Raw genomic sequence first — 23,438 nt, 5'->3', positions numbered from 1 at the left:
CGCCTTATACAAACGTGTGCCGCACGATCGTCTGGTCGCGGCCCGGGCCGACGCCGATCGCCGAAATGCGGGCGCCCGACAGCTCTTCCAGGCGCTCGACGTACGCGCGGGCGTTCGCGGGCAGCTCCTCGAACGTGCGGCACGCCGAGATGTCCTCGAACCAGCCCGGGTGCTCTTCGTAGATGGGGATCGCGTGGTGCACGTCGGTCTGCGTCATCGGCATGTCCTGCGTGCGGAAGCCGTCGACCTCGTAACCCACGCACACCGGCACCTTCTCCAGGCCGGACAGCACGTCCAGCTTGGTGAGGAAGTAGTCGGTGATGCCGTTGACGCGGACCGCGTAGCGCGCGATCACCGCGTCGAACCAGCCCGTGCGCCGTGAACGCCCTGTAGTGACACCGAACTCGCCACCCTGCTTGCGCAGGTACTCGCCGGACTCGTCGTTCAGCTCGGTCGGGAACGGGCCGGAGCCGACGCGCGTGGTGTAGGCCTTGAGGATGCCGAGCACCGTGCCGATCCGGCCCGGGCCGATGCCCGAACCGGCGCTCGCACCGCCGGACGTCGGGTTCGACGACGTCACGAACGGGTAGGTGCCGTGGTCGACGTCGAGCAGCGTGCCCTGTGAGCCCTCGAGCAGCACGGTCTCGCCGCGCTCGAGCGCCTGGTTGAGCTGCAGGCGCGTGTCGGCGATGCGGTGCGCGAACTTCTCGCCCGCGGCCAGCACCTCGTCGGCGACCTGGTCCGCCTCCAGCGCCTTGCGGTTGTAGACCTTCACCAGCACCTGGTTCTTGAACTCCAGCGCGGCTTCGACCTTCTGCCGGAAGATCTTCTCGTCGAGCAGGTCCTGCACGCGGACGCCGACGCGGGCGATCTTGTCCTGGTAGCACGGGCCGATGCCGCGGCCGGTGGTGCCGATCTTGCGGCTGCCCAGGTAGCGCTCGGTGACTTTGTCGATGGCCACGTGGTACGGCATGATCAAGTGCGCGTCGGCGGAGATCAGCAGCTTGGACGTGTCGACGTCCCGCGCTTCCAGTCCGGACAGCTCGTCCAGCAGCACACCCGGATCGACGACCACGCCGTTGCCGATGACGTTCGTCACGCCGGGGGTGAGGATGCCGGACGGGATGAGGTGCAGGGCGAAGTTCTCGCCGTTCGGCAGGACGACCGTGTGACCGGCGTTGTTGCCACCCTGGTAGCGGACGACCCACTGGACGCGGTCACCCATCAGGTCGGTGGCCTTGCCCTTGCCTTCGTCTCCCCATTGGGCACCGATGAGCACGATGGCCGGCATGTGACACTCCAAGGTGTTCGACGACGTGAGGTTTAGTGTCCGGGACGGACACCGGTGGCGCTGGTAAATGCCGGTGCATGACTGTAACGGAGGACCCGCGGGTGCGCGGAATAGTGGTGGCCTGTGGCGAGGGCGCGGCGGGCTTCGAAGAGGTCGATGACGTCGAATCGATCCGCGTGCCGAGCCGTCCCGGCAAGGCGGAAATCGACCCCTTGCTGGGCGAACACGATCACCTGGTGGTGTCGGGCACCGACGCCGATCTCGCGGCGGTCGTACTGCGACTGGTGCGCAAGGACGCGATCTCCGGCGTGTCGGTCGGGTTCGTGCCGTCGTCACCGGAGTCGTCGGTCGCCGCGCTCTGGGGACTGCCGAAGACGCCGCTGCAGGCGCTCGCGCTGGCGCTGCGCGGCGAGGTCGACCCGGTGCCGCTGATCCGCGACGACGTCGGCGGGGTGCTCGTCGGGCGCGGGCTGCTGCGGCTCGTCCGCGGCGTCGCGTACTGCGACGAGCAGGTCGCGCTGCGCGGGCCGGCCGCGTCGATCGAGGTGACACCCGACCCGGGCGGGCCCGGGATGGCCGTGCGCGTGGTGAAGGGGACCATCTTCAAGCGCCCGACGACGCTGTACTCGCGCGCGTTCCAGATCGGCTGCATCCCGACGCGGCCCGTGAGCGACGACGTCGTGCACGAACGCGCGGTGAACAAGTGGACCTGGTACCGGCACACGGAGGATCTGCGGCTCGTCCGTGGCGCCGTCTGACCTGCGAGTTTCACTCCGAAGTACGGAACCGGACACGCAGCGTTCGGAAACGGGCAGCAACATGTCACCTATACGTGTTGCACTCGCCACACAGGTGTATCAGGGTTAGCTGTCCCCACACCTGACATGGAGGCAGCAATATGCCAACCAGGCGTGCTGTTCGTCATTCCTTGACTGTCCTCGCCGCGGCCGCGGTCTTCTCCGGGACGCTGGTCAGCGTCGCCGAGGCCACCCCGCCGGGCATCCCGTCGACCACGACGGCGAAGTCCGAGCTGGCGTCCCTCACCGTCAAGGCCGACGGGTCCCAGACCGGCTACAGCCGTGACAAGTTCCCGCACTGGATCCAGCAGGGCGACAACTGCGACACCCGCGAGGTCGTGCTGAAGCGCGACGGCACGAACGTGCAGACCAACTCGAGCTGCACCGCGACCTCCGGCAGCTGGAAGAGCCCGTACGACGGCGAGACCTGGACCGCCGCGTCCGATGTGGACATCGACCACGTCGTCCCGCTCGCCGCCGCGTGGCGCACCGGCGCGTCGTCGTGGACGACGGCCCAGCGCCAGGCGTACGCGAACGACCTGACCGACCCGCAGCTGATCGCCGTGACGGACAACGTCAACCAGGAGAAGGGCGACAAGTCGCCCGACCAGTGGAAGCCGCCGCTCACCGGCTACTGGTGCACCTACGCGAAGATGTGGGTCGCGGTGAAGACCAAGTTCAAGCTGACGATCAACTCCGCGGAGAAGACGGCCCTGACGGACATGCTCGGCCGCTGCTGACCCGGCTCCCAAGCCGTGAAGGCCACCTTGAGGGACTCTGAGTCCCTCAAGGTGGCCTTCACGGCTGTCAAGGGGGAATCCCTGCGGTGTCAGGGGTTGGGACCGCGGCTCAGCTTGTGAGACGGGCTCAAGTGCGGAACTAGCGTCGCGCTTGAAGACGCAACCACTCCCCACTGGAGGCCGTCGGTGTCCCCACTTTCCCGTGCCCGCAACGCCGCGGCCCTGCTCACCCTGCCCCTGCTGCTGACCGCGTGCGCCGCCGCGGGCGGCGACCCGGCCGCCGACGCCGGGCCGCCCAAGGCCGGCGGCACGCTCCGGCTCGGCATCTCGTCGGCGCCCGACTGCATCGACCCGCAGCAGACCGCCACGAACGCGTCCATCAACGTCGCGCGCCAGCTGGTCGACTCGCTGACCGACCAGGACCCGAAGACCGGCGAGATCAAGCCGTGGCTGGCCGAGAAGTGGGAGAGCAACGCCGATTCGACGGCGTTCACCTTCCACCTGCGCGCCGGCGCGACGTTCTCCGACGGCTCGCCCGTCGACGCCGCCGCGGTCAAGGCCAGCTTCGACGGCATCAAGGCCCTCGGCACGAAGGCCCAGCTCGGCTTCGGCTACCTCGCGGCCTACAAGAGCACGACGGTCGTCGACCCGCGGACCGCGCGCCTCGAGTTCTCCGCGCCCAGCGCCCAGTTCCTGCAGGCCAGCTCGACGGTCTCGCTCGGTGTCCTGGCTCCCGCGGCGTTCCAGAAGACGCCGGAGCAGCGCTGCCAGGGCAACGGCCTGATCGGGTCCGGGCCGTTCGTCTTCGAGAGCCTGAAGCAGAACCAGGAGATCGTGCTGGCCAAGCGCAAGGGCTACACGTGGGGCTCGTCACTGTTCAAGCACCAGGGTGAGGCCTACCTCGACAAGATCGACTACAAGATCGTGCCGGAGCCCGGCGTCCGCACCGGCAGCCTCGCCTCCGGCCAGCTCGACGCGATCACCGACGTCCAGCCGGTCGACGAGCCGCAGTTCACGAGCAACGGCTTCACCGAGAACATCCGGCCGAACCCCGGCGTCGTGTTCAACCTGCACGCGAACACCACCCGCGGGGTGCTCACCGACGAGAAGGTCCGCCAGGCCGTGCTCAAGGGCGTCGACCGCACCGAGGTCGTGAACACCGTGCTGACGCCGAGCTACAAGCCGGCCACCAGCATCCTCGGCTCGGCGACGCCGTTGCACAGCGACCTGTCCGCCCAGCTCGCCTACGACCAGAAGGGCGCCGCGGCGCTGCTGGACGGCGACGGCTGGGTGCCCGGCGCCGACGGCATCCGCACGAAGAACGGCCAGCGGCTGAGCGCGGCCGTCGTGTTCTCGCCGGTGTTCAACCAGAACCGCAGCGTGCTGGAGCTGATCCAGCAGCAGCTGCGCAAGATCGGCTTCGACCTGAAGATCGAGCAGCACACCAACGCCGAGACCACGCAGATCCAGCTCGCCGGGAACTACGACTTCCTCTGGTACAACGTGACCCGCGCCGACCCGGACATCCTGCGCGGCCAGTTCTCCACGAAGTCCGGCAACCGCAGCCGGCTCACGCCGGGCAACCCGCTCGACGTCGCCCTCGACGCCCAGTCGTCCACTGTGGACAACGCCAAGCGCGAGCCGGCCGCCGACGAGGCGCAGAAGCTGATCGTCGACCACGCCTACGCCGTGCCGGTGTTCGAGCTGACCCAGGTCGTCGCGCAGAGCGCGAAGGCGCACGCCGTCGACTTCGAGGCGTCGTCACGGCTGCAGCTGTTCGACGCGTGGCTGTCGTGAGGAACTACCTCCTGCGCCGGGTCGCGCAAGCGGTCTTCGTGCTGTGGGCGGCGTTCACGCTGTCGTTCCTGATCCTCTACCTGCTGCCGGGGGACGCCGTTTCGGCGAAGCTCGCCGGCGGGGAGGCCGGATCGTCGACGACGCCGGAGCAGCTCGCCGCGGCCCGCGCGGAGTACGGCCTCGACTCGCCGCTGCCGGTCCAGTACCTGAAACGGCTGGTCTCGGCGCTGCACGGCGACTTCGGCCGCAGTGTCGCGACCGGTGACGACGCGACGCACATGGTCGTCACGGCGCTGCCGCCGACGCTCGCGGTGACCAGCCTGGCGCTGGTGTTCGCGGTCGTGTTCGGCGGCGGCTCGGCGTTCCTCGGCACGTTCACGCGGTTCCGCTGGCTGCGGCAGGCGCTGCTGTCCCTGCCGTCGCTGGCGATCTCGCTGCCGCCGTTCTGGGTCGGGCTGCTGCTGATCCAGTTCTTCTCGTTCCGGCTGCGGCTGCTGCCCGCGCTCGGCACGCAGGGGTTCGCGGCGCTGCTCCTGCCCGCGGTCACGCTGGCCCTGCCGACCGGCGCGATCATCGGCCAGGTGCTGGCGAAGAGCCTGGCCACGCAGCAGGAGCAGCCGTACGCCGAGATCGCCGCGGCCAAGGGCGCGAGCCGCTGGCGCGTCCACTTCGGACACCTCCTGCGCAACGCCGCCGTGCCGACGCTGACCGTCGCCGGGGTGGTGGCGGGCAACCTGGTCGCCGGCTCGGTGATCACCGAGACGGTGTTCTCGCGCGACGGCGTCGGCCGGGTCACCGCGGCCGCCGTCACCGCGCAGGACGTCCCGGTGGTGCAGGCGGTGATCGTGCTGGCCGCGCTGGTGTTCGTGGTGCTCAACCTGATCGTCGACCTGCTCTATCCGCTGCTCGATCCGCGGATCGCGCGTACCCCCGAGGCGGTGGCCCGTGGTTGACCTCGCCACCCCGGCCCGGACGGCGGTCCGGCAGCCCGGGCTCGTGATCGCCGTCGTGGTGCTGGCGCTCGTGCTGCTCGCCGCCTTCGTGCCCGGGCTGCTGACCAGCTACGACCCGATCACCGGCGTCCCGGCCGAACGGCTGCAGGGGCCGTCGCTGCACCACCTGTTCGGCACCGACGAAACGGGCCGTGACGTCTACGCGCGGGTGATCCACGGCGCGTCGCTCTCGCTGCGCGCGACCGCGATCGCCGTGCTCACGGCCCTGATCGCGGGCTCGGCGCTGGGCCTGCTCGCCGGGTTCCGCGGCGGCTGGGCCGACACCGTGATCATGCGGATCGTCGACGTCTTCCTGGCCATCCCGCCGATCCTGCTGTCACTGGCCCTGGTCACGGCGCTGGGCTTCGGCACGACGAACGTCGCGATCGCCGTCGGCATCGCGAACCTGGCGTCCTTCGCACGCGTCATGCGCGCGGAGGTGCTTCGCGTGCGAAGCGGCGTGTTCGTCGAAGCCGCGCGCGCCAGCGGAGTGCGCTGGTCCGGCGTGCTGCTGCGGCACGTCCTGCCGAACGCGGCCGGCCCGGTGCTCGCGCTGGCGACGCTCACCCTCGGCACGGCCGTGCTCGAGGTATCGGCGCTGAGCTTCCTCGGGTTCGGCGCGACCCCGCCGACGCCGGAGTGGGGCTCACTCGTCGCCGGCGGCCGCAGTTTCCTGGCCACGGCCTGGTGGATGACAACGTTCCCGGGGCTGACGGTCGCGGCGGTGGTCCTGTCCGCGAACCGGCTGTCCCGCGCCCTGGACGGAGGCGAGCGATGACCCTGCTGCGCATCGAAAACCTGGCCGTGTCGTACCGGAAGGTCCCGGCGGTCCGGGACGTCGGCCTGGACGTCGCCGCGGGTGAGGTGGTCGCCGTCGTCGGGGAGTCCGGCTCGGGCAAGTCGACCACGGCGCACGCGGCGATCGGCCTGCTTCCCCGCGGTGGCCGCGTCGACGGCGGTTCGATCACCTTCGACGGCCGGAACCTGCTTTCCCTGTCGGACAAGCAGTGGCGTGGGGTGCGCGGGCGCGAGATCGCGCTGGTGCCGCAGGACCCGGCGGTGTCGCTGAACCCGGTGCACCGGGTCGGCGACCAGGTCGCGGAGGTGCTGAAGATCCACGGCCTCGCCGACCGGCGCGGCGCTTCGCTGCAGGCCATCGAACTGCTCGAACGCGCGGGTGTGCCCTCGCCGGAGCTGCGCGCGAAGCAGTACCCGCACCAGCTGTCGGGCGGGCTGCGGCAGCGCGTGCTGATCGCGTCGGCGCTGGCCGGACGGCCGAAGCTGATCATCGCGGATGAGCCGACGTCAGCGCTGGACGTCACCGTGCAGCGCCGGATCCTCGACCACCTGACGTCGCTGGCCGCCGAGTCGGGCACGGCGATCCTGCTGATCACGCACGACCTCGGTGTCGCCGCGGACCGGGCGTCACGGATTGTGGTGCTCTCGCAGGGTTCGGTCGCAGAAGAGGGCAAGACCGCCGAAATCATCAGCGCGCCTTCGCAGCCGTACACCCAGCAGCTGCTGGCGGCGGCGCCGAGCATGACCAGCGCGTCCCGCCCGCCCGCACCGCCCGCCGAGCCGCTGGTTTCCGTCCGGGACCTGGCGAAGACGTTCGACGGCGGCATCCGCGCGGTCGACGGGATCTCGTTCGACATCCCGCGCGGCCAGACGCTGGCGCTGGTGGGCGAGTCGGGCTCGGGCAAGTCGACGACGGCCCGCATGGTGCTCCGGCTGGAAACGCCGTCGGCGGGTTCGGTGGAGTTCGACGGCCAGGACATCACCGCGTTGTCCGGCAACGAACTGCGCAGGCTGCGGCGGCGGATGCAGATCGTCTACCAGAACCCGTACGCGTCGCTGAACCCGAAGTTCTCGATCGAGGACGTCGTCGCCGAGCCGCTGCGGGCGTTCGGTCTGCCGCGCACGCGGGTTCCGGAGCTGCTGGAGCAGGTGGCACTGCCCGCGTCGGTGGCCCGCCGGAAGCCGGCGGAGCTGTCGGGCGGCCAGCGGCAGCGGGTGGCGATCGCGCGTGCGTTGGCGCTGCGGCCGGACCTGGTGGTGTGCGACGAGCCGGTGTCGGCGCTGGACGTCTCGGTGCAGGCCCAGATCCTGCGGCTGCTGGCCGAGCTGCAGTCGGAGCTGGGGCTGTCGTACCTGTTCATCTCGCACGACCTGGCGGTGGTGCGGCAGCTCGCGGACCAGGTCGGCGTGCTGCGCGCGGGCGCGCTGGTCGAGCTGGGCCCGGCGGCCCAGGTGCTGCACGAGCCGCAGGCGGAGTACACGAAGGAACTGCTGGCCGCGATCCCCGGCCGTTCGGTCCAGGAGGTCTGATGAAGTTCGGGCTGTTCTCTCTGGTGGCGCACTACGCCGACGGTGGCTCGCAGCACGAGCGGCTGCGGCGCGTGATCGACGAAGCCGTCCTGGCCGAGGAGCTGGGCTTCGACGCGTACGGCGTCGGCGAGCGCCACGGCGAACCGTTCCTGTCGTCGGCCCCGCCGGTCCTGCTGGCGGCGATCGCCGAGCGGACGTCCCAGGTGCGGCTGCTGACGACGTTGACGGTGATCAGCGTCCTCGACCCGGTGCGGGTCGCGGAGGACTACGCGACGGTGGATCAGCTGTCCGGCGGCCGGCTGGAGCTGATGATCGGCAAGGGCAACGACCCGCGGCACTTCCCGCTGTTCGGCCTGTCCGAGGAACGGCAGTGGGAGTACCAGGCGGAGAAGTTCGAGCTGCTGCGGCGGCTGTTCTACGAAGAGAACGTCACGTGGGCGGGTTCCTTCCGGCCGTCGCTGACCGACGTCACCACCCAGCCCCGGCCGTTCCACGCCCGGCCGCGGATCTGGCACGGAAGCGCTTCCAGCACGGAGTCGACCGAGCTGGCGGCCCGCTTCGGCGATCCGCTGTTCACCGCGAACGGCTTCCACCCGAAGAAGAAGTACGCGGACCTGATCGACCACTACCGCGCTCGATGGGCCCACTACGGCCACAACCCCGCCGATGCCTTGGTGGGTTCCGGCGCGGGCGGGCTGTACGTGGCACGAACGTCCCAGGAGGCCCTGGACGGCTACCGGCCGTACTTCGAGGCGCTGACGAAGACGCCCGCGTACCAGCACAACAAGTCGGAGTTCTCGACTTTGGAGGAGAAGATCACCAACGGTTCGGCGCTGGTGGGGAGCCCGCAGCAGGTGATCGACAAGATCGGCGACTACCACGCGTCCTTCGGCCACGAGGTCCAGGCGGTCTCGGTCGACGGGCTGTCCGCGGGTGAGGCGCGGTCGGGGCTGGAGCTGTTCGCGTCGGACGTCATGCCGGTGGTGGCGAAGGAACTGCCGTCACGGGTGTGGAGCTGACAGTAGGCTCGGGTGAGTGCGAATCCTCTTCTCCTGCCGCCCGGCGTACGGCCACCTGTTCCCGCTGGTTCCCCTCGCGAACGCGGCGAAGGCGGCGGGCCACGACGTCGTGTTCGGGACCGGGGCGAAGTTCCTCGAGACCGTGCGTGACCTCGGGTTCGAGGCCCACCGGGCCGGGATCTCCATCGGTGACGCCGAAGCCGAGGCCAAGCGGCGCCACGGTGAGGACGCCGGTTTCGCCGAGCTCGGCATCACGATGTTCGCCGAGTTGCTGCCGTTGGCACTGCTCGATGACCTGACGCCGCTGCTCACGGAACTGCGTCCGGACCTCGTGGTCTACGAGCAGAGTGACGTCGGCGCCGGGGTCGCGGCCCGGCGGGCGGGCGTCCCCGCCGTGTCCGTCGTGATCGGCCGGTCGATGCCGCCGGAGCTGCTGGCCCTCGCCGCCGAGCGGCTGGCGCCGCTCTGGGGCACGCTGCCCGCGGACGCCATGTTCGGCGACGCGTGTGTCGACGTCTGGCCCGACAGCGTCCGCGACCCGGGCACCGCCGCCGTGCCGACGGTGTTCCGGATGCGCCCGACGCCGTTCGACCCCGACGTCCCGCTGCCGCCCCTCCCGGCCGACGGCTTCGTCTACCTGACCCTCGGCACGGTCGTCTTCGGCGCGACGCAGGTCCTGCGCGGCGCGCTCCACGCGCTGGCCCGGCTGCCGGTCGACGTCCTGGTGGCGCTCGGCCCCGGTGATCCGGCGCTGCTGGGCGAACTGCCGCCCCGGGTGCGGGCCGCCGGGTTCGTGCCGCAGGCCGAGGTGCTGAAGCACGCGGGCCTCGTGGTGCACCACGGTGGCACCGGCACCGTGCTCGCCTCGCTCGCCGCCGGCCTGCCGCAGCTGGTGCTGCCCCAGGGCGCCGACCAGTTCGTCAACGCGGAGACGCTGACCGCGCTGGGCGCGGCGAAGTCCCTGGTGGGCGAAGCCATCCGGATGGACGCGATCGAAGCTGCGGCCCGCGAGCTGCTGGACGACCCGAAGCCGCGCGACATCGCCGAAGGCGTCGCAAGGGAGATCGCGGCGATGCCCGCGCCGGAGCAGGTGCTCGAAGAGCTCGTCAGCTGGGCGGGCTGACCAGCGCCAGGATCTCCCGCGCCACCGCGTCGTTCTGGCGGAACGACGAGGCGTTCGTCCGCGGCCGGGTGAAGGCCGCCGCCGAGCGGGCGCTCGTGTGCGGGCCCACGGCGAAGCGGTGCGTGTGCGGGTTTCCGGCGTTGTCGAGCAGGCGGGAGTCCGAGACGCGGGTGTGGATCCGGCCCGACGGCAGGAGAACGCCGGTCTCCGGGTCCGCCACCGTCTCCTCGGCGAGCTGGCCCGTGTCCCGCAGCTGCCGCAGCAGGCCGTCCGCCGCCCGCGTGACGCTCGGGCCCGGCAGGCGCGCCTCGATCAGCGTGCGTGATGCGACTTCGCCCGGGTAGCTCGCGCCGGACGCCACGAAGACGCCACGCGCGGCATCGGCCGTCACGCGCATTTCCGCGCCCGCGAACGAAACCACCCCGGCCTCGTGCAGCGCGAGCAGCTCCTCCAGCCGTCGCGGTGGCGGACCGCTGGCGTAGTAGGAGAAGAACCCGTGGAACCAGCCGTCCATATCGGACACTTGGGAAGCCGCGTTCAACCGTCGCTTTTGGACCAGCGCCGGCATCTGCCCGTAGACCGAGAGCAGCGCCATGAACGCGCCGAGGTCGGCGCTGAACGTCTGGTCGGCGCGGCGCGCCAGATCGCCCTCGATGTATTCGCGCAGCTCCTTGCCGAACTCCTCCGGCGTGCCGAACTCGCGGCCCGCCATCGGCCGGTCCAGCGCGTCGAGGTCGAGGCGGTCCTCCTCGGCGGGCACGGCCCGCTCGACGAGGTCCCGCATCCCCGGCGAACCCCAGGCCAGGTCGGCGAAGGCGTCGGCGAACACGGCGAAGTCCAGCCGCACCCGGTCCGGGTGCCCGGTGAACAGCTCGCTGTAGTAGCCCCAGGCCAGTTCCTTCGCGATCCGCGGCCAGACGTCGGCGCGGAAGTCGAGCGCGCCCGGTGCCCCAGCCAGCTCGTCGATGGCGTAGGCGTCGAAGAACCTGGGCAGCCGCAACGGTTTCCCGGACAACCGGTAGCCGATCTTCGCGTGGTAGGGCACGCCGCGTCGCGAGCCGACGTGCAGCACCGGCTCGGTGCCGCTCGGGTGGTAGCGCAGGCCGCCGCCGTCCAGCTCCTCGAAGCGCCCGCCGCGGCCTTCGGTCAGCAGCAGCATCAGGTCGACGAACGCCAGCCCGAACCCGCGCACCAGCACGGTTTCCCCCGGTTCGACACCCGAGTAGTCGACGTCGGCGGTGTAACCGGCCGGGTAGTAGGCCAGCCCGTGCCGCCCGGCGAACGACGCCAGCTCGCGCTCCCACTCGTCCGGTTCCGCGTCGAGGTGCCCGACCGTGAACACGACGGCGTCCGCGTTCAGTTCCGTGCCGTCCGAAAGCCGGACGAGCGAGCCGTCGACGTCCACCGCCCGCGCCGCGTGCTCGACGACGCCGATGCCCTCGGGCAGGTCGCCGAGAACCTTCCGGTACACCCAGGTCAGGTACGCGCTCTGCAGCCGCCGCGTCGGGAAGTGGAAGGCGTCCAGCGCGGTCAGCTCGGCGACGACGTCCGCGGGCACCTCGGCCTCGAGCGAACCGTCACGCACCTTCTTGGCCCACTCCAGCAGCGACGGCCCCGGCAGCACCGGGCCCGCCATCTTCACCGAGTCGTCGGTGAACATCGTGACGTCCTCGGGCATGGAGTTCATCCGCAGCAACGGTGACTGGTCGTAGCGCCACACCCGGCCCGGTCCCGGCGGGAACGGGTCGATCAGGTGGACGTCGAGCCGTCGGCCGCCGAGCAGCTCGGCGGCGTTCGCGCCAAGCCGTTCGAGGACGCCGACCCCGCGGGGTCCGGCGCCCACGACGGCGAGTGTGAACGGCGCTGGATCGGCCACGCGTTCGAAGCTACGCCGGAGCCGGAGCGCCGGACGTCCTTCCCACACTGCGGAATTCCGCCGATCGCACCAAACACTTCGCCCGCGGGCGACGAATCCCCGCCGCAGCGTCTTCCTCCGGCGAGAAGGAGCGGATTTGTCCCTCACCCACCCAGGCGCCCGGGCCTTCTCGACGTCGCCGCGACGCCGAAGACTTGGCCGCTGACATCGGCACGCCGCACCGCGTCCACACCGCGCAGGACGTGGTCGGCACCCTGCTCAGGGGGAACTGGGCGATCTACGCACACGAATGGGGCGATCAGGACGGCGTGGACCCGCAGCACTGGCGGGACGTCGTGGAGGCCGCCGCCGAAGCGGCCGGCGTCGACGTCGAGTTCGTGGTGGTGCCACGCCGGTCCCTGACCGTGGTGTTCAACCGGGCGGTTCCGCCCACCTTCGACCAGGTCCACGCGTCGATCGAGGTGATCGGGCGCTACCGGAAGCACTGAACGGTTCCACCCTGCGGACGTCGTTGCCGCGCGGGTGCGCCCAGGCGTAGCCGTTGGGGGTAGCGACGCGAGAGAAGGTGGACGTCATGCCGGTGGAGTTCCTGGGCATCGGGGGCACGCACGACGGATCGGAGACGCACGCCCGCTCGGGCGGGGTGTTCGACAAGGAGTACACGCTGCGCCTGGCCCGCGCGCACGAGGACTTCGGCTGGGACCGCGTGCTGTTCGCGTACGGCTCGGGTTCCCCGGATCCCGCGCAAGCTGCCGCGTACGTCGCGACGAAGCTCGACAAGCTGCAGATCCTGCTCGCGCACCGTGCAAACGTCTCGTACCCGACGTTCGCCGCGAAGACGTTCGCCACGCTCGACCAGATCTCCGACGGCCGGCTCACGGTGCACTTCATCACCGGCGGCAACGACCACGAGCAGCAGCGCGAGGGCGACTTCCTGACGAAGGACCAGCGCTACGGGCGCACCCGCGAGGCCATCCAGATCATCAAGAAGGCCTGGACGTCGGACGAGCCGTTCGACTTCGAGGGTGAGTACTACCGCTTCGCGGACTACGTCAGCGACATCAAGCCGGTGCAGCAGCCGCGGCCGGGTGTCTCGTTCGGTGGCTCGTCACCCGCCGCGTACGCGGCCGGGGGCGCCGAGGCCGACATCTTCTGCCTCTGGGGCGAGCCGCTGGCCCAGACCGCCGAGCAGATCGAGTCGGTCAAGGCGGCCGCGCTGGCCGCCGGCCGCACCGACGTGCCGCGGATCCAGGTCGCGTTCCGGCCGATCATCGCCCCCACGGAGGAGCTGGCCTGGGAGAAGGCCCACCGCACGGTCGGCGCGATCAAGGACCGCACCAAGGGCGGCCAGCCGCTGACCCGCCGGCACAAGCTGACCGAGCCGGAGAACACCGGCTCCCAGCGGCTCTTGGCGGTGGCCGCACAGGGTGAGCGTTTCGACCGCGCGCTGTGGACGCCGACGGCGGCCGCGACCGGCGGCGCGGGCAACTCGAACGCGCTGGTCGGCACGCCGGAGACGGTCGCGCAGGCCCTGCTGGACTACTACGACCTGGGCGTCGAGATCCTCTCGGCCCGGGGTTACGACATGCTCGGCGACACGATCGACTTCGGCCGGTACGTCATCCCGATCGTCCGCGAAGAGGTCGCCAAGCGCGACGCGGCCCGTGCCGCCGGGACCACCCGCGCACCCGCCGAGGACGCACTGGCCGTCGACGGCTGATCTCCGTTTCTCCCCGGTAGCCACCTCGCCCCGCGCGAGGTGGCTACTTTTGCCTCTGGTCCTGGGCCAACGGGTACGGAATGATCCATTAGTGACTCCTGAGCGATCGGTCAAACACGGCGGGCTATCGTCTGACACGTTCGGGAAAGCTCCGTGACACCTTCGATACCGGCGAAAGAACCTAGAGATTCACCAACCGTCACGGGACACTGTCTGAGGTAACTCACGTACCGTGACCGCCTTATGACCGACGGGTCGTCGTGCCGCCGGCGGTCATGTGCGGGGCGCGGTGTGAACAAGAGGTCGGGAGAAGACGTATGGCAGCACCGCCGGACCGGATCACGTTCCGCGAGGTGTTCGGAATCGCCGAGTTCCGTGCGCTCTGGTTCGGGGAACTGCTGTCGATCGCGGGCGACCAGCTGGCGAGAGTCGCGCTGTCCATCCTGGTGTTCACCGGCACCAACTCGGCCACGCTGACCGGCCTGACGTACGCACTGACCTACGCGCCGTCGCTGTTCGGCGGCATCTTCCTCACCGGCTTCGCCGACCGCTTCCCCCGCCGCTCCGTGATGGTGCTCGTCGACCTGCTGCGGGCCGGGCTGATCCTGCTCGTCGCCCTGCCCGGCATGCCGTTCTGGCTGATGTGCGTGCTGGTCGGCGGCGTCTCCCTGATCAACCCGCCGTTCAAGGCGTCCCAGCTGGCGCTGCTGCCGCAGGTGCTCGAAGGCGACCGGTTCGTCGTCGGGATGGGCATCCGCAGCATGACCGTGCAGAGCGCGCAGCTGCTCGGGTTCGCCGGCGGCGGCGCGCTGCTGATCGCGCTCGACCCGCACATCGCGCTGATCATCGACGCCGGCACGTTCGTGCTCTCCGCGCTCTTCATCCGCTTCGGCGTCCGCGCCCGGCCGGCCGCAGCGACCGGTGAGCAGCGCAAGTCCTTCTTCGCGACGCTCGGCGGCGGCGGCCGGACGGCGTTCGCGAACTCGTCGCTGCGCACCCTGGTGCTGTTCACCTGGCTGATGGGGCTCCTGCCGGTCTACGAGGGCATCGCGGCGCCGTACGTGGCGTCCTCGGGCGGTGGCCCCTCGGCGATCGGCCTGCTGCTCGCGGCCGACCCGATCGGCAGCGTCATCGCGACCTTCGTCTACACGCGCTGGGTGCCCGCGCGGCTGCGGCCGAAGCTGATCGGACCGCTCTCGGCGCTGTGCGCCGTCCCGCTCGTGCTGTGCTTCCTGAACCCCGGACCGGTCTCGTCGATCGTGCTGTTCATCGTCTCCGGCGGCTTCGGCACCGTCTGCCTGCTGCAGGCGACCGCGTCACTGACGCTGGCCGTGCCCGACGAGCAGCGGGCGCAGGTGATGGGCCTGTCCAACACCGGGCTGACCACGATGATGGGCGTCAGCCCGCTGATCGGCGGTGTGCTCGCGGACCAGCTGTCCCCGCACGGCACCGTCGGGATCTTCGGCATCGTCGGGGTCGTGCTCACCCTGCCGCTGGCGGCGCTGTGGGCACGAGCCCTGACGGGCGAGCCGAGACGAGGGAACGACAAAGAAGCCGCACGCGCAGAACATGCATGACATGCCCCGCGCGTGGGCTCGACCTGCGCGACCTTGCGGTGCGCTGTGCGGTCACTGTTCTTTGCCGCGCATCGCTGGCCACCCTCTCGTTCCGGTGTCAAAGAAAAAGTACACACCGATTGCCCTTGTGGACAGCAGGCAAACGGTCTGAAACTGTCTGTAAGTACTTTGTCACCGTAGATCCGCGCAAGGGGCTGGGGGAAAAATGGTCACATCGGGGGAACAGGACGGCCAAGACTTGATTTCTCGCGTGAGGGGCTGGGCGCTGTGGACCCGGCCCCGCGACTGGATCATCGCCACGCTGACCGCCATCACGGTCATGCTCACGTGGACGGCCGTTTCACTGTTGACCGTACCGGTCACACTCGCCCAACTGGGCACGTTTGCGCTGCTCACGGCCCTGGCCGTGGCGCAGACGGAGGTCAGCAGGCGGCTGGAGCGGCAGCGCCGCATCCTCAGCCGGGGGCCGTACATCTCGATGACTTCGGTGTGGCTGCTGCCCGCCGGACTGCTGCTGCCGGCCCAGCTGGTTGCCGCGCTCGGGGTCGTCCTCTACGTGTACCTAGCGTTCCGTAGTTGGTCTGGCACCCGTCCGGGTGAATTTCACCGCGTGGCCGCGAACGCGACGACGATGATCTTGTCGGCCTTCGCCGGGGGTGTTGTGGGTCACATGACCCTCGGCAGCGGGGTCGCGACCGTGACGCTGGCCGGGCTCGCCTTCTTCACGGTCAACACCGCGCTCACCGGCCTCGGCCTCTACCTCGCCGACCCCGAGAGCGCGACCCCCGTGTCGTGCCTCGGCACCATGGACGACAACCTGCTGGAACTGTCCACTTTGTGCGTCGGCGCGCTGCTGGTGATGGTGCTCAACGAAGAGCCGCTGCTGTCGGTGCTGGTCATCCTGCCGCTCTACGTGCTGCAGCGGTCGGTGCTGATCAAGCGGCTCGAGGAGCTCGCGACCACCGACCAGAAGACGCAGCTGCTCAACGCGACGACCTGGCAGGACGGTGCCGAGCGCGAGATTTCCCGCGCGGAGCGCGAGAACGGCAGCTTCGGCGCCATGATGATCGACCTCGACCACTTCAAGCGGATCAACGACACCTACGGGCACCTCGCGGGGGACGACGTGCTCAAGGCGGTCGCGGCCGTGGTCAGGCAGGAGACCAGGGCGCACGACCTGGTCGGCCGGTTCGGCGGCGAGGAGTTCGTCGCGCTGTTGCCCTCGACGTCCAAAGCGGACGCGATCGTGACCGCGGAACGCATCAGGCAACGGGTCAGTGAACTGATCATCAGCACCACCACCAACGAGGGCGAGGCGGTGGACATCCGAAGGCAGACAGCGTCCATCGGCGTCGCCGCGTACCCACTCGACGGGGCGTCGATCGAGGCTGTGATGGCGTCCGCCGACGCGGCCGTCTACGCGGCCAAACACGGCGGGCGAAACCGGGTGATCGGGTCGCCGGACCTCGAGATGGCCGTGGCTTAGCTCAGCGCAACCGGTGGATGACGTCGCTCGCCTTCGTCTGGAGGCGGGTGACACCACCGACGGTGAACTCGGTCAGCAGGTCGATCAGGGCGTCCTGGGGTGGCGGCTCGCCGTCCCAGGTCGCCTGGACCAGTGACTCGGTCATCGCGAAGAAGAGCGTGACCAGTGCCCGATCGGCGCGGCCGGAGTCGATGCCGTGCGCGGCCCACCGCTTGGCGCTGGCGTCGGCGTAGACGACGGCCAGGCGCTCCCGCAGCCGCGTGAGCGCGGGGTCGCCCGCGCGTTCCGCCGCCCGGAGCACGCCGTAGGCCTCCGGGCTCTCGGCGACGAACGTGACCATGCCGGCGTAGCTGGCCCGCGCCCATTCCCGCAGGCCCGCCTGCGGGTCGGCCGCCGACGCCTTCGCGATGGCCGCGAAAGCCCGCCCTTCGACCTCGGCCACGACCTCGGCGAACAGCGCCGTCCGGTCGCCGAACTGCTCGTAGACGGCTTGGCGCGAGACGCCGGCTTCGCGCGCGATCTGCTCGATCGTCGCGCCCTGCATCCCGTGCTGCGCGACGACCTTCGCCGTCGCCTGCAGCACGCGGGCGCGTTGCTCCCCGACGGGGAGCTTCCGCGGCCGCCCGCGCGGCGCGGGGCTGGACATGGTGACCTGCCTCACTGGTTCTACGGCCGAGCCGTGAGTGGCGATCCGGACCGCCACTCACGGCCGGTGGGTCACTTCAGGCCGGTGGCTTCCGCGGCGGCCGGGTCGGAGTCCGCGAGGAACGTCCGGCAGCGGTCGTACTCCTCGGTCTCGCCGATCTTGCCGGCGGCCTTGCCGAGCACGGCGAGGGCGCGCAGGAACCCCTGGTTCGGGCGGTGCGCCCACGGCACCGGGCCGAAGCCCTTCCAGCCCGCGCGGCGCAGCTGGTCGAGCCCGCGGTGGTAGCCGGTGCGCGCGTAGGCGTAGGCGGCGACGGTCTCACCCGACTCGAAGGCCTTCTCGGCCAGCGAAGCCCACGCCTCGCTGTAGTCGGGGTGTTCGGCCGCGACGGTCGCCGGGTCGTTCCCGGCGTCGAGCGCGGCCTGGGCGGCGGTGTGCTCGGGCAGCAGCGTCGGCTCGGGGCCGAGCAGGTTGTGCGTCATGCCGCCCATTCTGCCCACGCTCACGGATCAGAAGAACAGGCCCGCCAGAACCCCGCCGCCGGCCAGCACCATGGCGGCGATCAGGACCGCCGCGACAACTCGTTTCGGCATCATGGCGGCACACCTTGCCAACCGCTGCTGGGCGAAAGCAAATCGTCCACCCGTAGGGGTGAACCCTGGCGCGAAGCGCCTCCGTTGAGGGTGGTGGTGGGGAAGAAGGTCGGGGGAACCCCGATTTTGGCGTCGTTTGCCACTGTCTTGGCCCGCTCGTGACCATGAGCGGCCATGATGTCCGCATGGCCAAGGCAGTGGACGTCCCGGTAGCGGACGTGATCCCGCGCAGCCCCATCGGCAAGACGCGGCTGTTCTTCTCGCGGCACTGGCACCGCGGCGCACCCGGGCAGCCGACACCGGACTGGGTGCTCCGGTTCTGCTACGGGATGTGGCTGGCGGCGTTCGCCTTCAAGCTCGTCGGCTCGTCGTGGGACATGTCGTGGCACTTCATGTGGCTGCGCGACGACCTGGCGCCGCCGCACCTGATCAACACCGTCGGCACGGTGATCATCGTCGTGCTGGTGGCGATCCACAGCTACACGGGCCTCGGCGCCGACAAGACGTCACTGCGGCTGATGCAGATCGGCCTGCTGACGTTCCTGGTCGCGGCGCCGCTGGACGTCATCAACCACCGCGTCAACGGCCTCGACCTGACCGCGTGGAGCCCGTCGCACATGATGCTCTACCTGGGCACGGGCATCATGCAGGCGGGCGTGCTGCTGGGCTGGCTGCGGCTGTCGCCGCCGGGCCGCTTCCGCACCGGCGTGCTGCTCGCGCTGTGGGCGTTCTTCCTGGAGAACACGTTCTTCCCGAACGGCCAGCAGGAGTACGGCATCCTCGGCCTGCGCGCCTGGGAGCGCGGCGCGCCGGAGGCCGAGCCGTCGCTGCTGTCGTTCGCGGCCAACCAGATCGGCCACCCGGTCGACCGGACGGCCATCCTGCACTTCACGATGCCGATCCCGGAGTGGGTGTACCCGCTGTGGGGCATCGGCGTGATGGCGCTGATCCTGGCCCTGGCCCGCCACACCCTGGGCCGCCGCTGGTCGGCTTCCTTTGTCGCGCTGGCTTACATCGCCTACCGCGGCGTGATGTGGCCACTGCTGCTGGGCATGGGCTTCCCGGTCTCGACGATCCCGTTCTACCTGCTCTTCGTGGGTCTCGCCGTGGACCTGGCGTTCACGATCGGCCGCGGACACGGCCTGTTGACGGCGGGCGCGGGGGCGTTGCTGGTGACGGCGTTCGGTTATGGCGCGCTGTGGCTGCAGTCGCAGTTCCGGCCCTGGGTGCTGGGTGACGCGCACACGGAGTCGGCCCCGCCGGTGGAGTACTGGACGGCTGGGGTGGCGTTGGTGGCGGTGTTCGTCCTGTGGGCGGCGGCCGGGCCGGTCACACGGAGGCTGGCCGCGAGGCGGGTCTCGGTGCAGCCGACCCCGTAACAACGAGCCGGATGGCGACGACTCCGAGGCACGCGTGATCCACCTGCGCCGAGCTCGGAGGATGAGGACATGTGGCCCTTCTCGCGAAGGAACAAGACGCCGCAACCGCAGAGTGCGCCGGTTTCCGTGCAACGCCCTCGGCAGCCGATCTCCGCCGCAGCCCCTCGTCCCCGCGTTCAACCGCCGAGCGCCGGCGTGACGCACCTCAAGCTCGTGCCCCTTTCCGATGACGGACGGCTCGCCGTTGTCGGCGAGAGTCACTACCAGGACGCCCTTCGCCTCGCCGCCGGCGGAAGAGCCTTCGGCACGGACTTCGAAGACCACCTGCCCACGACGGCGGTACTGGTACCGGAGCCGGAGAACCCGTGGGACGGGAACGCCGTACGGGTCGACGTCCTGGTGGGCAACCGCCCGCTCAAGGTCGGTTACCTGTCCAGCACCTGGGCGGAGGATTACCAGCCTGAGCTGCTGAAACTCCGATCCGGCGGCGTGCTGGGCACCTGCCCGGCACGCATCACCGGTGGCGGCGCGAAGTTCTACGGCATCTACCTCCACGTCGCCGGTCCCGGCGAACTGCACGCCCGCAAGGAACCCGAGGACCCGGTCGTCGCGAAACTGACGGAATCGGACGTGCTTCTCCGAAGTGCCTGGTCGTGCACGGTGACCAAGGAGGAGAACCACCAGGACGTGCTCCGCGGCTTCGCCCCCGCGGGCGAGCAGGAGTACCGGGAGGTCGTGGCGTCGTTGGCCTTCTGCACGATCGAGAGCGGCAAGTACCAGGGCCGGCAAGCCATCGAAGTCCGTCTCGGTGATCGGCGCGTCGGCCAGCTCACCTACGCGATGACCGAGAGGTACAAAACGATGGTCGAGCGGTTTGCCGAACAGAACCTGGCCGTCCGGTGCGAGGCCTACACGACCAGAACAGCCAAGGGTGTCGAGGTGGAGCTGCTGATGCCTCGGAACCCGGGACGTGCGGTCCGGCGAGGTGAGGGGTAAGACGACGAAGGGCCGCCACGGAAACCGTGGCGGCCCTTCGTGTCCGGCTTACTTGACCTTCGTGCCCGCCGAGCCGAGGGCCTGGCAGGCCTCCACGACACGGGCGGCCATGCCACCTTCGGCGGCCTTCAGGTACGAGCGCGGGTCGTAGACCTTCTTGTTGCCGACCTCGCCGTCGATCTTCAGGACGCCGTCGTAGTTCTTGAAGAAGTGGTCGACGATCGGGCGGGTGAACGCGTACTGCGTGTCCGTGTCGACGTTCATCTTCACCACGCCGTACGTCACCGCCTCGCGGATCTCCTCCGGGAGCGAGCCCGAGCCGCCGTGGAAGACCAGCTCGAACGGCTTCGCGCCGGCGTCGAGGCCGAGCTTCTTCGCCGCCGCTTCCTGGCCGCCCTTCAGCACGTCCGGGCGCAGCTTCACGTTGCCCGGCTTGTAGACGCCGTGGACGTTGCCGAAGGTCGCCGCCAGCAGGTAGCGGCCCTTCTCGCCGGCGCCGAGGGCGTCGATCGTCTTCAGGAAGTCGCCTTCGGCGGTGTACAGCTTCTCGTTGATCTCGGCTTCGACGCCGTCCTCTTCGCCGCCGACGACGCCGATCTCGACCTCGAGGATGATCTTCGCGGCCGCGGTCTTGGCCAGCAGCTCCTGCGCGATGACGAGGTTCTCGTCGAGGTCGATCGCCGAGCCGTCCCACATGTGGGACTGGAACAGCGGGTTCTGGCCGTTCTTGACGCGCTCGGCCGAGATCTCGATCAGCGGGCGGACGAAGCCGTCCAGCTTGTCCTTCGGGCAGTGGTCGGTGTGCAGCGCGACGTTGACGTCGTAGCGCGCGGCCACGACCTGCGCGAACTCGGCGAGCGCGGTCGCGCCGACGACCATGTCCTTGACCTTCTGGCCGGAGGCGAACTCGGCGCCACCGGTGGAGAACTGGATGATCCCGTCGCTCTCCGCCTCGGCGAACCCGCGGATGGCGGCGTTCACGGTCTCGGACGAGGTCACGTTGATGGCCGGGTAGGCGAACTGGTCCGCCTTCGCCCGGTCGAGCATCTCCGCGTAGACCTCGGGGGTCGCGATGGGCATCGGTATTCCTCCTTGGCAGGGATGGGTCCCGACCGCATCGTACGAGGTGTACCGCCGCCGCACACCGGTCCCCGCTCCGAAACCACGGAAACTTCTCCGCACGTCGAATCGGTTCAGAAGGACTGCGTCCGGCCGCCGGCGCACCGGCGGCCGGACGAGGATCACAGCAGCTCGGAAGCCAGTGCGCGGTAGGCCGGCCACGGGTCCTCGTTCAGGACCTGGACGATCACCTGGTCCGCACCCGCCTCCAGGTGGGCCGACAGGCCGCGGGCCACCGTCGCCGCGTCGCCGTGCAGGGCGAGGGCGTCGATCAGGTGGTCGCTGCCCTCGCCTTCCAGATCGGCGTCCGTGAAGCCGAGTTTGCGCAGGTTGGCGACGTAGTTCGACAGCCCGAGGTAGTACTTCACCGTCTGACGGCCGAGCGCGCGCGCCTCGGCGACGTCGGTCGACACGACGACCTTGTGCTCCGGCGCCAGCAGCTTGCCCGCGCCGAGGATCTCGCGGGTGTCGCGCGTGTGCTCCGGCGTGGTCAGGTACGGGTGCGCGCCCGCCGTACGGTCGCCGGACAGCTTGACGACCTTCGGGCCGAGCGCGGCCAAGGCCCGGCCGCCGACCGGGACGCCCGCCGCGTCGAGGCCGTCGAGGTAGTCGACCAGCGCCGCGTACGGCTTCTTGTACTCCTTGGTCGCCTCGCGGTGGCCCGCACCGACGCCGAGCAGGAAGCGGTCCGGGTACTTGCCCGCGATCCGCTCGTACGCCCGCGCGATCGAAGCGGGCTCGTCCTGCCAGATGTTCACGATGCCGGTCGCGATGACCAGCGAGTCCGTCGCGGCGAGCAGGTCGTCGACGGACGCGAGGTCGCCGCCGGGCGAGCCGCCCAGCCAGATCGCGCTGTAGCCGAGAGCCTCCGCGTCGGCCGCGAACTTCGCGTCGACGTTTCCGTGGTAGCGCCAGATTCCGAGCTTGCCCAGTTCGATTGCCATGGAACACTCCAACGCGTGGGACACCGATTTTCCTCCCACCCTCCCAGCTCGTGGGAAAGCTAGCGTGGTGACATGACCAAGCTGGGCAACACCGACCTCGACGTGTACGGCCTCAACCTCGGCGGCAACGTCTTCGGCTGGACGGCCGACGAGCCGCAGTCCTTCGCCGTGCTGGACGCCTACACCGCGGCCGGCGGCAACTTCGTGGACACTTCCGACCTCTACGGCGGTGGCGGCCGCTCCGAGGAGATCCTCGGCAACTGGCTGACCGCGCGCGGCAACCGGGACGACGTCGTCGTCGCGACCAAGGTCGGCATGTGGGACGGCCGGCCGGGCCTGTCCGCGAAGAACATCCAGGCCGCGGCCGAGGACTCCCTGCGCCGCCTGCGAACCGACCACATCGACCTCTACTACGCACACCGGGACGACCCCGACACCCCGCTCGAGGAGACGCTCACCGCGTTCGACGCGCTGGTCCGCGCGGGCAAGGTCCGCCACCTCGGCGCGTCCAACTACAGCGCCGAACGGCTCGCCGACGCACTGTCCACTTCGGACAAGAACAACCTCGCGCGGTTCGCCGTGCTGCAGCCGCACTACAACCTCGTCGAACGCGACTACGAGCACGACCTGGCCCCGCTCGTCGCCCGCGAAGGCCTCGCGACCCTGCCGTACTTCGCGCTCGCCAAGGGGTTCCTCACCGGCAAGTACCGCTCGAAGGACGAGCCGGTCGACAGCCCGCGCGCCGCCCGCGCATCGTCCTATTTGGACGCGAACGGCGAGCGCGTGCTCGCGGTCCTCGACGAGGTCGCGCAGGCGCACGGCGTCTCGGTCGCCACGGTGGCGCTGGCCTGGCTGCGGGTGCAGCCGACGGTCGCCGCGCCGATCGCCAGCGCCCGGACCCCCGAGCAGCTGACGGACCTGATCGCGTCGGTGACGCTCGAGCTGACCGGCGCCGAAGTCACCGCGTTGAGCGAAGCCTGAACCTACTATCGGGTAGCTTACTGCGGGTAAGTTG

21 protein-coding genes are annotated in these 23,438 nt (G+C 70.1%); 15 read left to right on the top strand and 6 right to left on the bottom strand.

The genetic code is table 11. The features are described from left to right. Positions 1-4: 4 nt before the first annotated feature. Positions 5-1,291 carry an adenylosuccinate synthase gene (locus ACIOD2_RS37915; protein ID WP_400549534.1) on the bottom strand — a complete coding sequence of 429 codons (1,287 nt, stop codon included), beginning with the start codon at positions 1,289-1,291 and terminating at the stop codon, positions 5-7. Positions 1,292-1,368: 77 nt separating this feature from the next. Here ACIOD2_RS37915 and ACIOD2_RS37910 point away from each other — a divergent pair, with 77 nt between their 5' ends. From ACIOD2_RS37910 to ACIOD2_RS37875, 8 genes are all read left to right on the top strand, one after another. Continuing rightward, complete coding sequence (locus tag ACIOD2_RS37910) at positions 1,369-2,049, top strand: hypothetical protein (protein WP_400549532.1); 681 nt, start codon at positions 1,369-1,371, stop codon at positions 2,047-2,049. A 140-nt stretch (positions 2,050-2,189) separates the two neighbouring features. Beyond that, positions 2,190-2,828, top strand: a complete 639-nt coding sequence (locus ACIOD2_RS37905) for an HNH endonuclease family protein (RefSeq protein ID WP_400549530.1) — start codon at positions 2,190-2,192, stop codon at positions 2,826-2,828. A 186-nt stretch (positions 2,829-3,014) separates the two neighbouring features. After that, positions 3,015-4,625 carry an ABC transporter substrate-binding protein gene (locus ACIOD2_RS37900; protein ID WP_400549528.1) on the top strand — a complete coding sequence of 537 codons (1,611 nt, stop codon included), beginning with the start codon at positions 3,015-3,017 and terminating at the stop codon, positions 4,623-4,625. Further along, the gene (locus tag ACIOD2_RS37895; protein WP_400549526.1) at positions 4,622-5,578 is read left to right on the top strand and encodes an ABC transporter permease; all 957 of its coding nucleotides are present in this window, start codon (positions 4,622-4,624) and stop codon (positions 5,576-5,578) included. Before ACIOD2_RS37900 ends, ACIOD2_RS37895 begins: the two co-directional genes overlap by 4 nt. Continuing rightward, positions 5,571-6,395: an ABC transporter permease gene (locus tag ACIOD2_RS37890; protein WP_400549524.1), complete on the top strand. Its 825-nt coding sequence runs from the start codon at positions 5,571-5,573 to the stop codon at positions 6,393-6,395. Before ACIOD2_RS37895 ends, ACIOD2_RS37890 begins: the two co-directional genes overlap by 8 nt. Further along, a complete protein-coding gene (locus ACIOD2_RS37885) occupies positions 6,392-7,945 on the top strand; it encodes a dipeptide ABC transporter ATP-binding protein (protein ID WP_400549522.1) in 1,554 nt (517 codons plus the stop codon). Before ACIOD2_RS37890 ends, ACIOD2_RS37885 begins: the two co-directional genes overlap by 4 nt. Continuing rightward, the gene (locus ACIOD2_RS37880; protein WP_400549520.1) at positions 7,945-8,964 is read left to right on the top strand and encodes an LLM class flavin-dependent oxidoreductase; all 1,020 of its coding nucleotides are present in this window, start codon (positions 7,945-7,947) and stop codon (positions 8,962-8,964) included. Before ACIOD2_RS37885 ends, ACIOD2_RS37880 begins: the two co-directional genes overlap by 1 nt. Positions 8,965-8,980: 16 nt before the next feature. Next, positions 8,981-10,087, top strand: coding sequence for a glycosyltransferase (locus ACIOD2_RS37875; RefSeq protein ID WP_400549518.1), 1,107 nt, complete (start codon positions 8,981-8,983; stop codon positions 10,085-10,087). On the opposite strand, the gene ACIOD2_RS37870 is transcribed toward ACIOD2_RS37875, so the two are convergent. Continuing rightward, entirely contained in the window at positions 10,071-11,963 is a 1,893-nt protein-coding gene (locus tag ACIOD2_RS37870) for an FAD/NAD(P)-binding protein (RefSeq protein ID WP_400549516.1), read from the bottom strand. The two genes, ACIOD2_RS37875 and ACIOD2_RS37870, sit on opposite strands and share 17 nt — an antisense overlap. Positions 11,964-12,157: 194 nt before the next feature. On the opposite strand from ACIOD2_RS37870, the gene ACIOD2_RS37865 reads away from it, so the two are divergent. From ACIOD2_RS37865 to ACIOD2_RS37850, 4 genes are all read left to right on the top strand, one after another. Then, on the top strand, positions 12,158-12,451 hold the full coding sequence (locus ACIOD2_RS37865; protein ID WP_400549514.1) for a hypothetical protein: 294 nt from the start codon (positions 12,158-12,160) through the stop codon (positions 12,449-12,451). A gap of 86 nt (positions 12,452-12,537) precedes the next feature. After that, complete coding sequence (locus ACIOD2_RS37860) at positions 12,538-13,683, top strand: LLM class flavin-dependent oxidoreductase (protein ID WP_400549512.1); 1,146 nt, start codon at positions 12,538-12,540, stop codon at positions 13,681-13,683. 317 nt (positions 13,684-14,000) lie between these two features. Beyond that, positions 14,001-15,260, top strand: coding sequence for an MFS transporter (locus tag ACIOD2_RS37855; RefSeq protein ID WP_400549510.1), 1,260 nt, complete (start codon positions 14,001-14,003; stop codon positions 15,258-15,260). A 319-nt stretch (positions 15,261-15,579) separates the two neighbouring features. Next, the gene (locus ACIOD2_RS37850; RefSeq protein ID WP_400550636.1) at positions 15,580-16,746 is read left to right on the top strand and encodes a GGDEF domain-containing protein; all 1,167 of its coding nucleotides are present in this window, start codon (positions 15,580-15,582) and stop codon (positions 16,744-16,746) included. A gap of 1 nt (position 16,747) precedes the next feature. On the opposite strand, the gene ACIOD2_RS37845 is transcribed toward ACIOD2_RS37850, so the two are convergent. Both ACIOD2_RS37845 and ACIOD2_RS37840 read right to left on the bottom strand, forming a co-directional pair. Next, positions 16,748-17,392 carry a TetR/AcrR family transcriptional regulator gene (locus tag ACIOD2_RS37845; protein ID WP_400549508.1) on the bottom strand — a complete coding sequence of 215 codons (645 nt, stop codon included), beginning with the start codon at positions 17,390-17,392 and terminating at the stop codon, positions 16,748-16,750. A gap of 71 nt (positions 17,393-17,463) precedes the next feature. Next, positions 17,464-17,874, bottom strand: coding sequence for a DUF3151 domain-containing protein (locus tag ACIOD2_RS37840; protein ID WP_400549506.1), 411 nt, complete (start codon positions 17,872-17,874; stop codon positions 17,464-17,466). A 296-nt stretch (positions 17,875-18,170) separates the two neighbouring features. On the opposite strand from ACIOD2_RS37840, the gene ACIOD2_RS37835 reads away from it, so the two are divergent. Both ACIOD2_RS37835 and ACIOD2_RS37830 read left to right on the top strand, forming a co-directional pair. Next, complete coding sequence (locus tag ACIOD2_RS37835; protein ID WP_400549504.1) at positions 18,171-19,364, top strand: hypothetical protein; 1,194 nt, start codon at positions 18,171-18,173, stop codon at positions 19,362-19,364. A 195-nt stretch (positions 19,365-19,559) separates the two neighbouring features. Continuing rightward, positions 19,560-20,360, top strand: a complete 801-nt coding sequence (locus ACIOD2_RS37830) for an HIRAN domain-containing protein (protein WP_400549502.1) — start codon at positions 19,560-19,562, stop codon at positions 20,358-20,360. A gap of 48 nt (positions 20,361-20,408) precedes the next feature. Here the strand turns inward: ACIOD2_RS37830 and fbaA are convergent, their stop codons facing one another. Both fbaA and ACIOD2_RS37820 read right to left on the bottom strand, forming a co-directional pair. Further along, positions 20,409-21,440, bottom strand: coding sequence for a class II fructose-bisphosphate aldolase (gene fbaA, locus ACIOD2_RS37825; RefSeq protein ID WP_400549500.1), 1,032 nt, complete (start codon positions 21,438-21,440; stop codon positions 20,409-20,411). Between the two features lie 161 nt (positions 21,441-21,601). After that, the gene (locus ACIOD2_RS37820) at positions 21,602-22,423 is read right to left on the bottom strand and encodes an LLM class F420-dependent oxidoreductase (protein WP_400549498.1); all 822 of its coding nucleotides are present in this window, start codon (positions 22,421-22,423) and stop codon (positions 21,602-21,604) included. Positions 22,424-22,495: 72 nt separating this feature from the next. Between ACIOD2_RS37820 and ACIOD2_RS37815 the strand changes: the two genes are divergently transcribed. Continuing rightward, complete coding sequence (locus tag ACIOD2_RS37815; RefSeq protein WP_400549496.1) at positions 22,496-23,404, top strand: aldo/keto reductase; 909 nt, start codon at positions 22,496-22,498, stop codon at positions 23,402-23,404. The last annotated feature ends 34 nt before the right edge of the window (positions 23,405-23,438 follow it).

The sequence above is a fragment of the Amycolatopsis sp. NPDC088138 genome (assembly GCF_044741685.1).
GTDB lineage: Bacteria > Actinomycetota > Actinomycetes > Mycobacteriales > Pseudonocardiaceae > Amycolatopsis.
The sequence above is the reverse complement of the archived record's forward strand: the minus strand, read 5'-3'. Positions and strand labels throughout refer to the sequence as shown.

What these genes read in the sequence shown, in the direction of transcription:
- ACIOD2_RS37915 (WP_400549534.1), bottom strand. Translation starts at nt 1,291, where the DNA reads ATGCCGGCCATCGTGCTCATCGGTGCCCAATGGGGAGACGAAGGCAAG.
- ACIOD2_RS37910 (WP_400549532.1), top strand. Translation starts at nt 1,369, where the DNA reads ATGACTGTAACGGAGGACCCGCGGGTGCGCGGAATAGTGGTGGCCTGT.
- ACIOD2_RS37905 (WP_400549530.1), top strand. Translation starts at nt 2,190, where the DNA reads ATGCCAACCAGGCGTGCTGTTCGTCATTCCTTGACTGTCCTCGCCGCG.
- ACIOD2_RS37885 (WP_400549522.1), top strand. Translation starts at nt 6,392, where the DNA reads ATGACCCTGCTGCGCATCGAAAACCTGGCCGTGTCGTACCGGAAGGTC.
- ACIOD2_RS37880 (WP_400549520.1), top strand. Translation starts at nt 7,945, where the DNA reads ATGAAGTTCGGGCTGTTCTCTCTGGTGGCGCACTACGCCGACGGTGGC.
- ACIOD2_RS37860 (WP_400549512.1), top strand. Translation starts at nt 12,538, where the DNA reads ATGCCGGTGGAGTTCCTGGGCATCGGGGGCACGCACGACGGATCGGAG.
- ACIOD2_RS37855 (WP_400549510.1), top strand. Translation starts at nt 14,001, where the DNA reads ATGGCAGCACCGCCGGACCGGATCACGTTCCGCGAGGTGTTCGGAATC.
- ACIOD2_RS37850 (WP_400550636.1), top strand. Translation starts at nt 15,580, where the DNA reads ATGCTCACGTGGACGGCCGTTTCACTGTTGACCGTACCGGTCACACTC.
- ACIOD2_RS37845 (WP_400549508.1), bottom strand. Translation starts at nt 17,392, where the DNA reads ATGTCCAGCCCCGCGCCGCGCGGGCGGCCGCGGAAGCTCCCCGTCGGG.
- ACIOD2_RS37840 (WP_400549506.1), bottom strand. Translation starts at nt 17,874, where the DNA reads ATGACGCACAACCTGCTCGGCCCCGAGCCGACGCTGCTGCCCGAGCAC.
- ACIOD2_RS37835 (WP_400549504.1), top strand. Translation starts at nt 18,171, where the DNA reads ATGGCCAAGGCAGTGGACGTCCCGGTAGCGGACGTGATCCCGCGCAGC.
- fbaA (WP_400549500.1), bottom strand. Translation starts at nt 21,440, where the DNA reads ATGCCCATCGCGACCCCCGAGGTCTACGCGGAGATGCTCGACCGGGCG.
- ACIOD2_RS37820 (WP_400549498.1), bottom strand. Translation starts at nt 22,423, where the DNA reads ATGGCAATCGAACTGGGCAAGCTCGGAATCTGGCGCTACCACGGAAAC.
- ACIOD2_RS37815 (WP_400549496.1), top strand. Translation starts at nt 22,496, where the DNA reads ATGACCAAGCTGGGCAACACCGACCTCGACGTGTACGGCCTCAACCTC.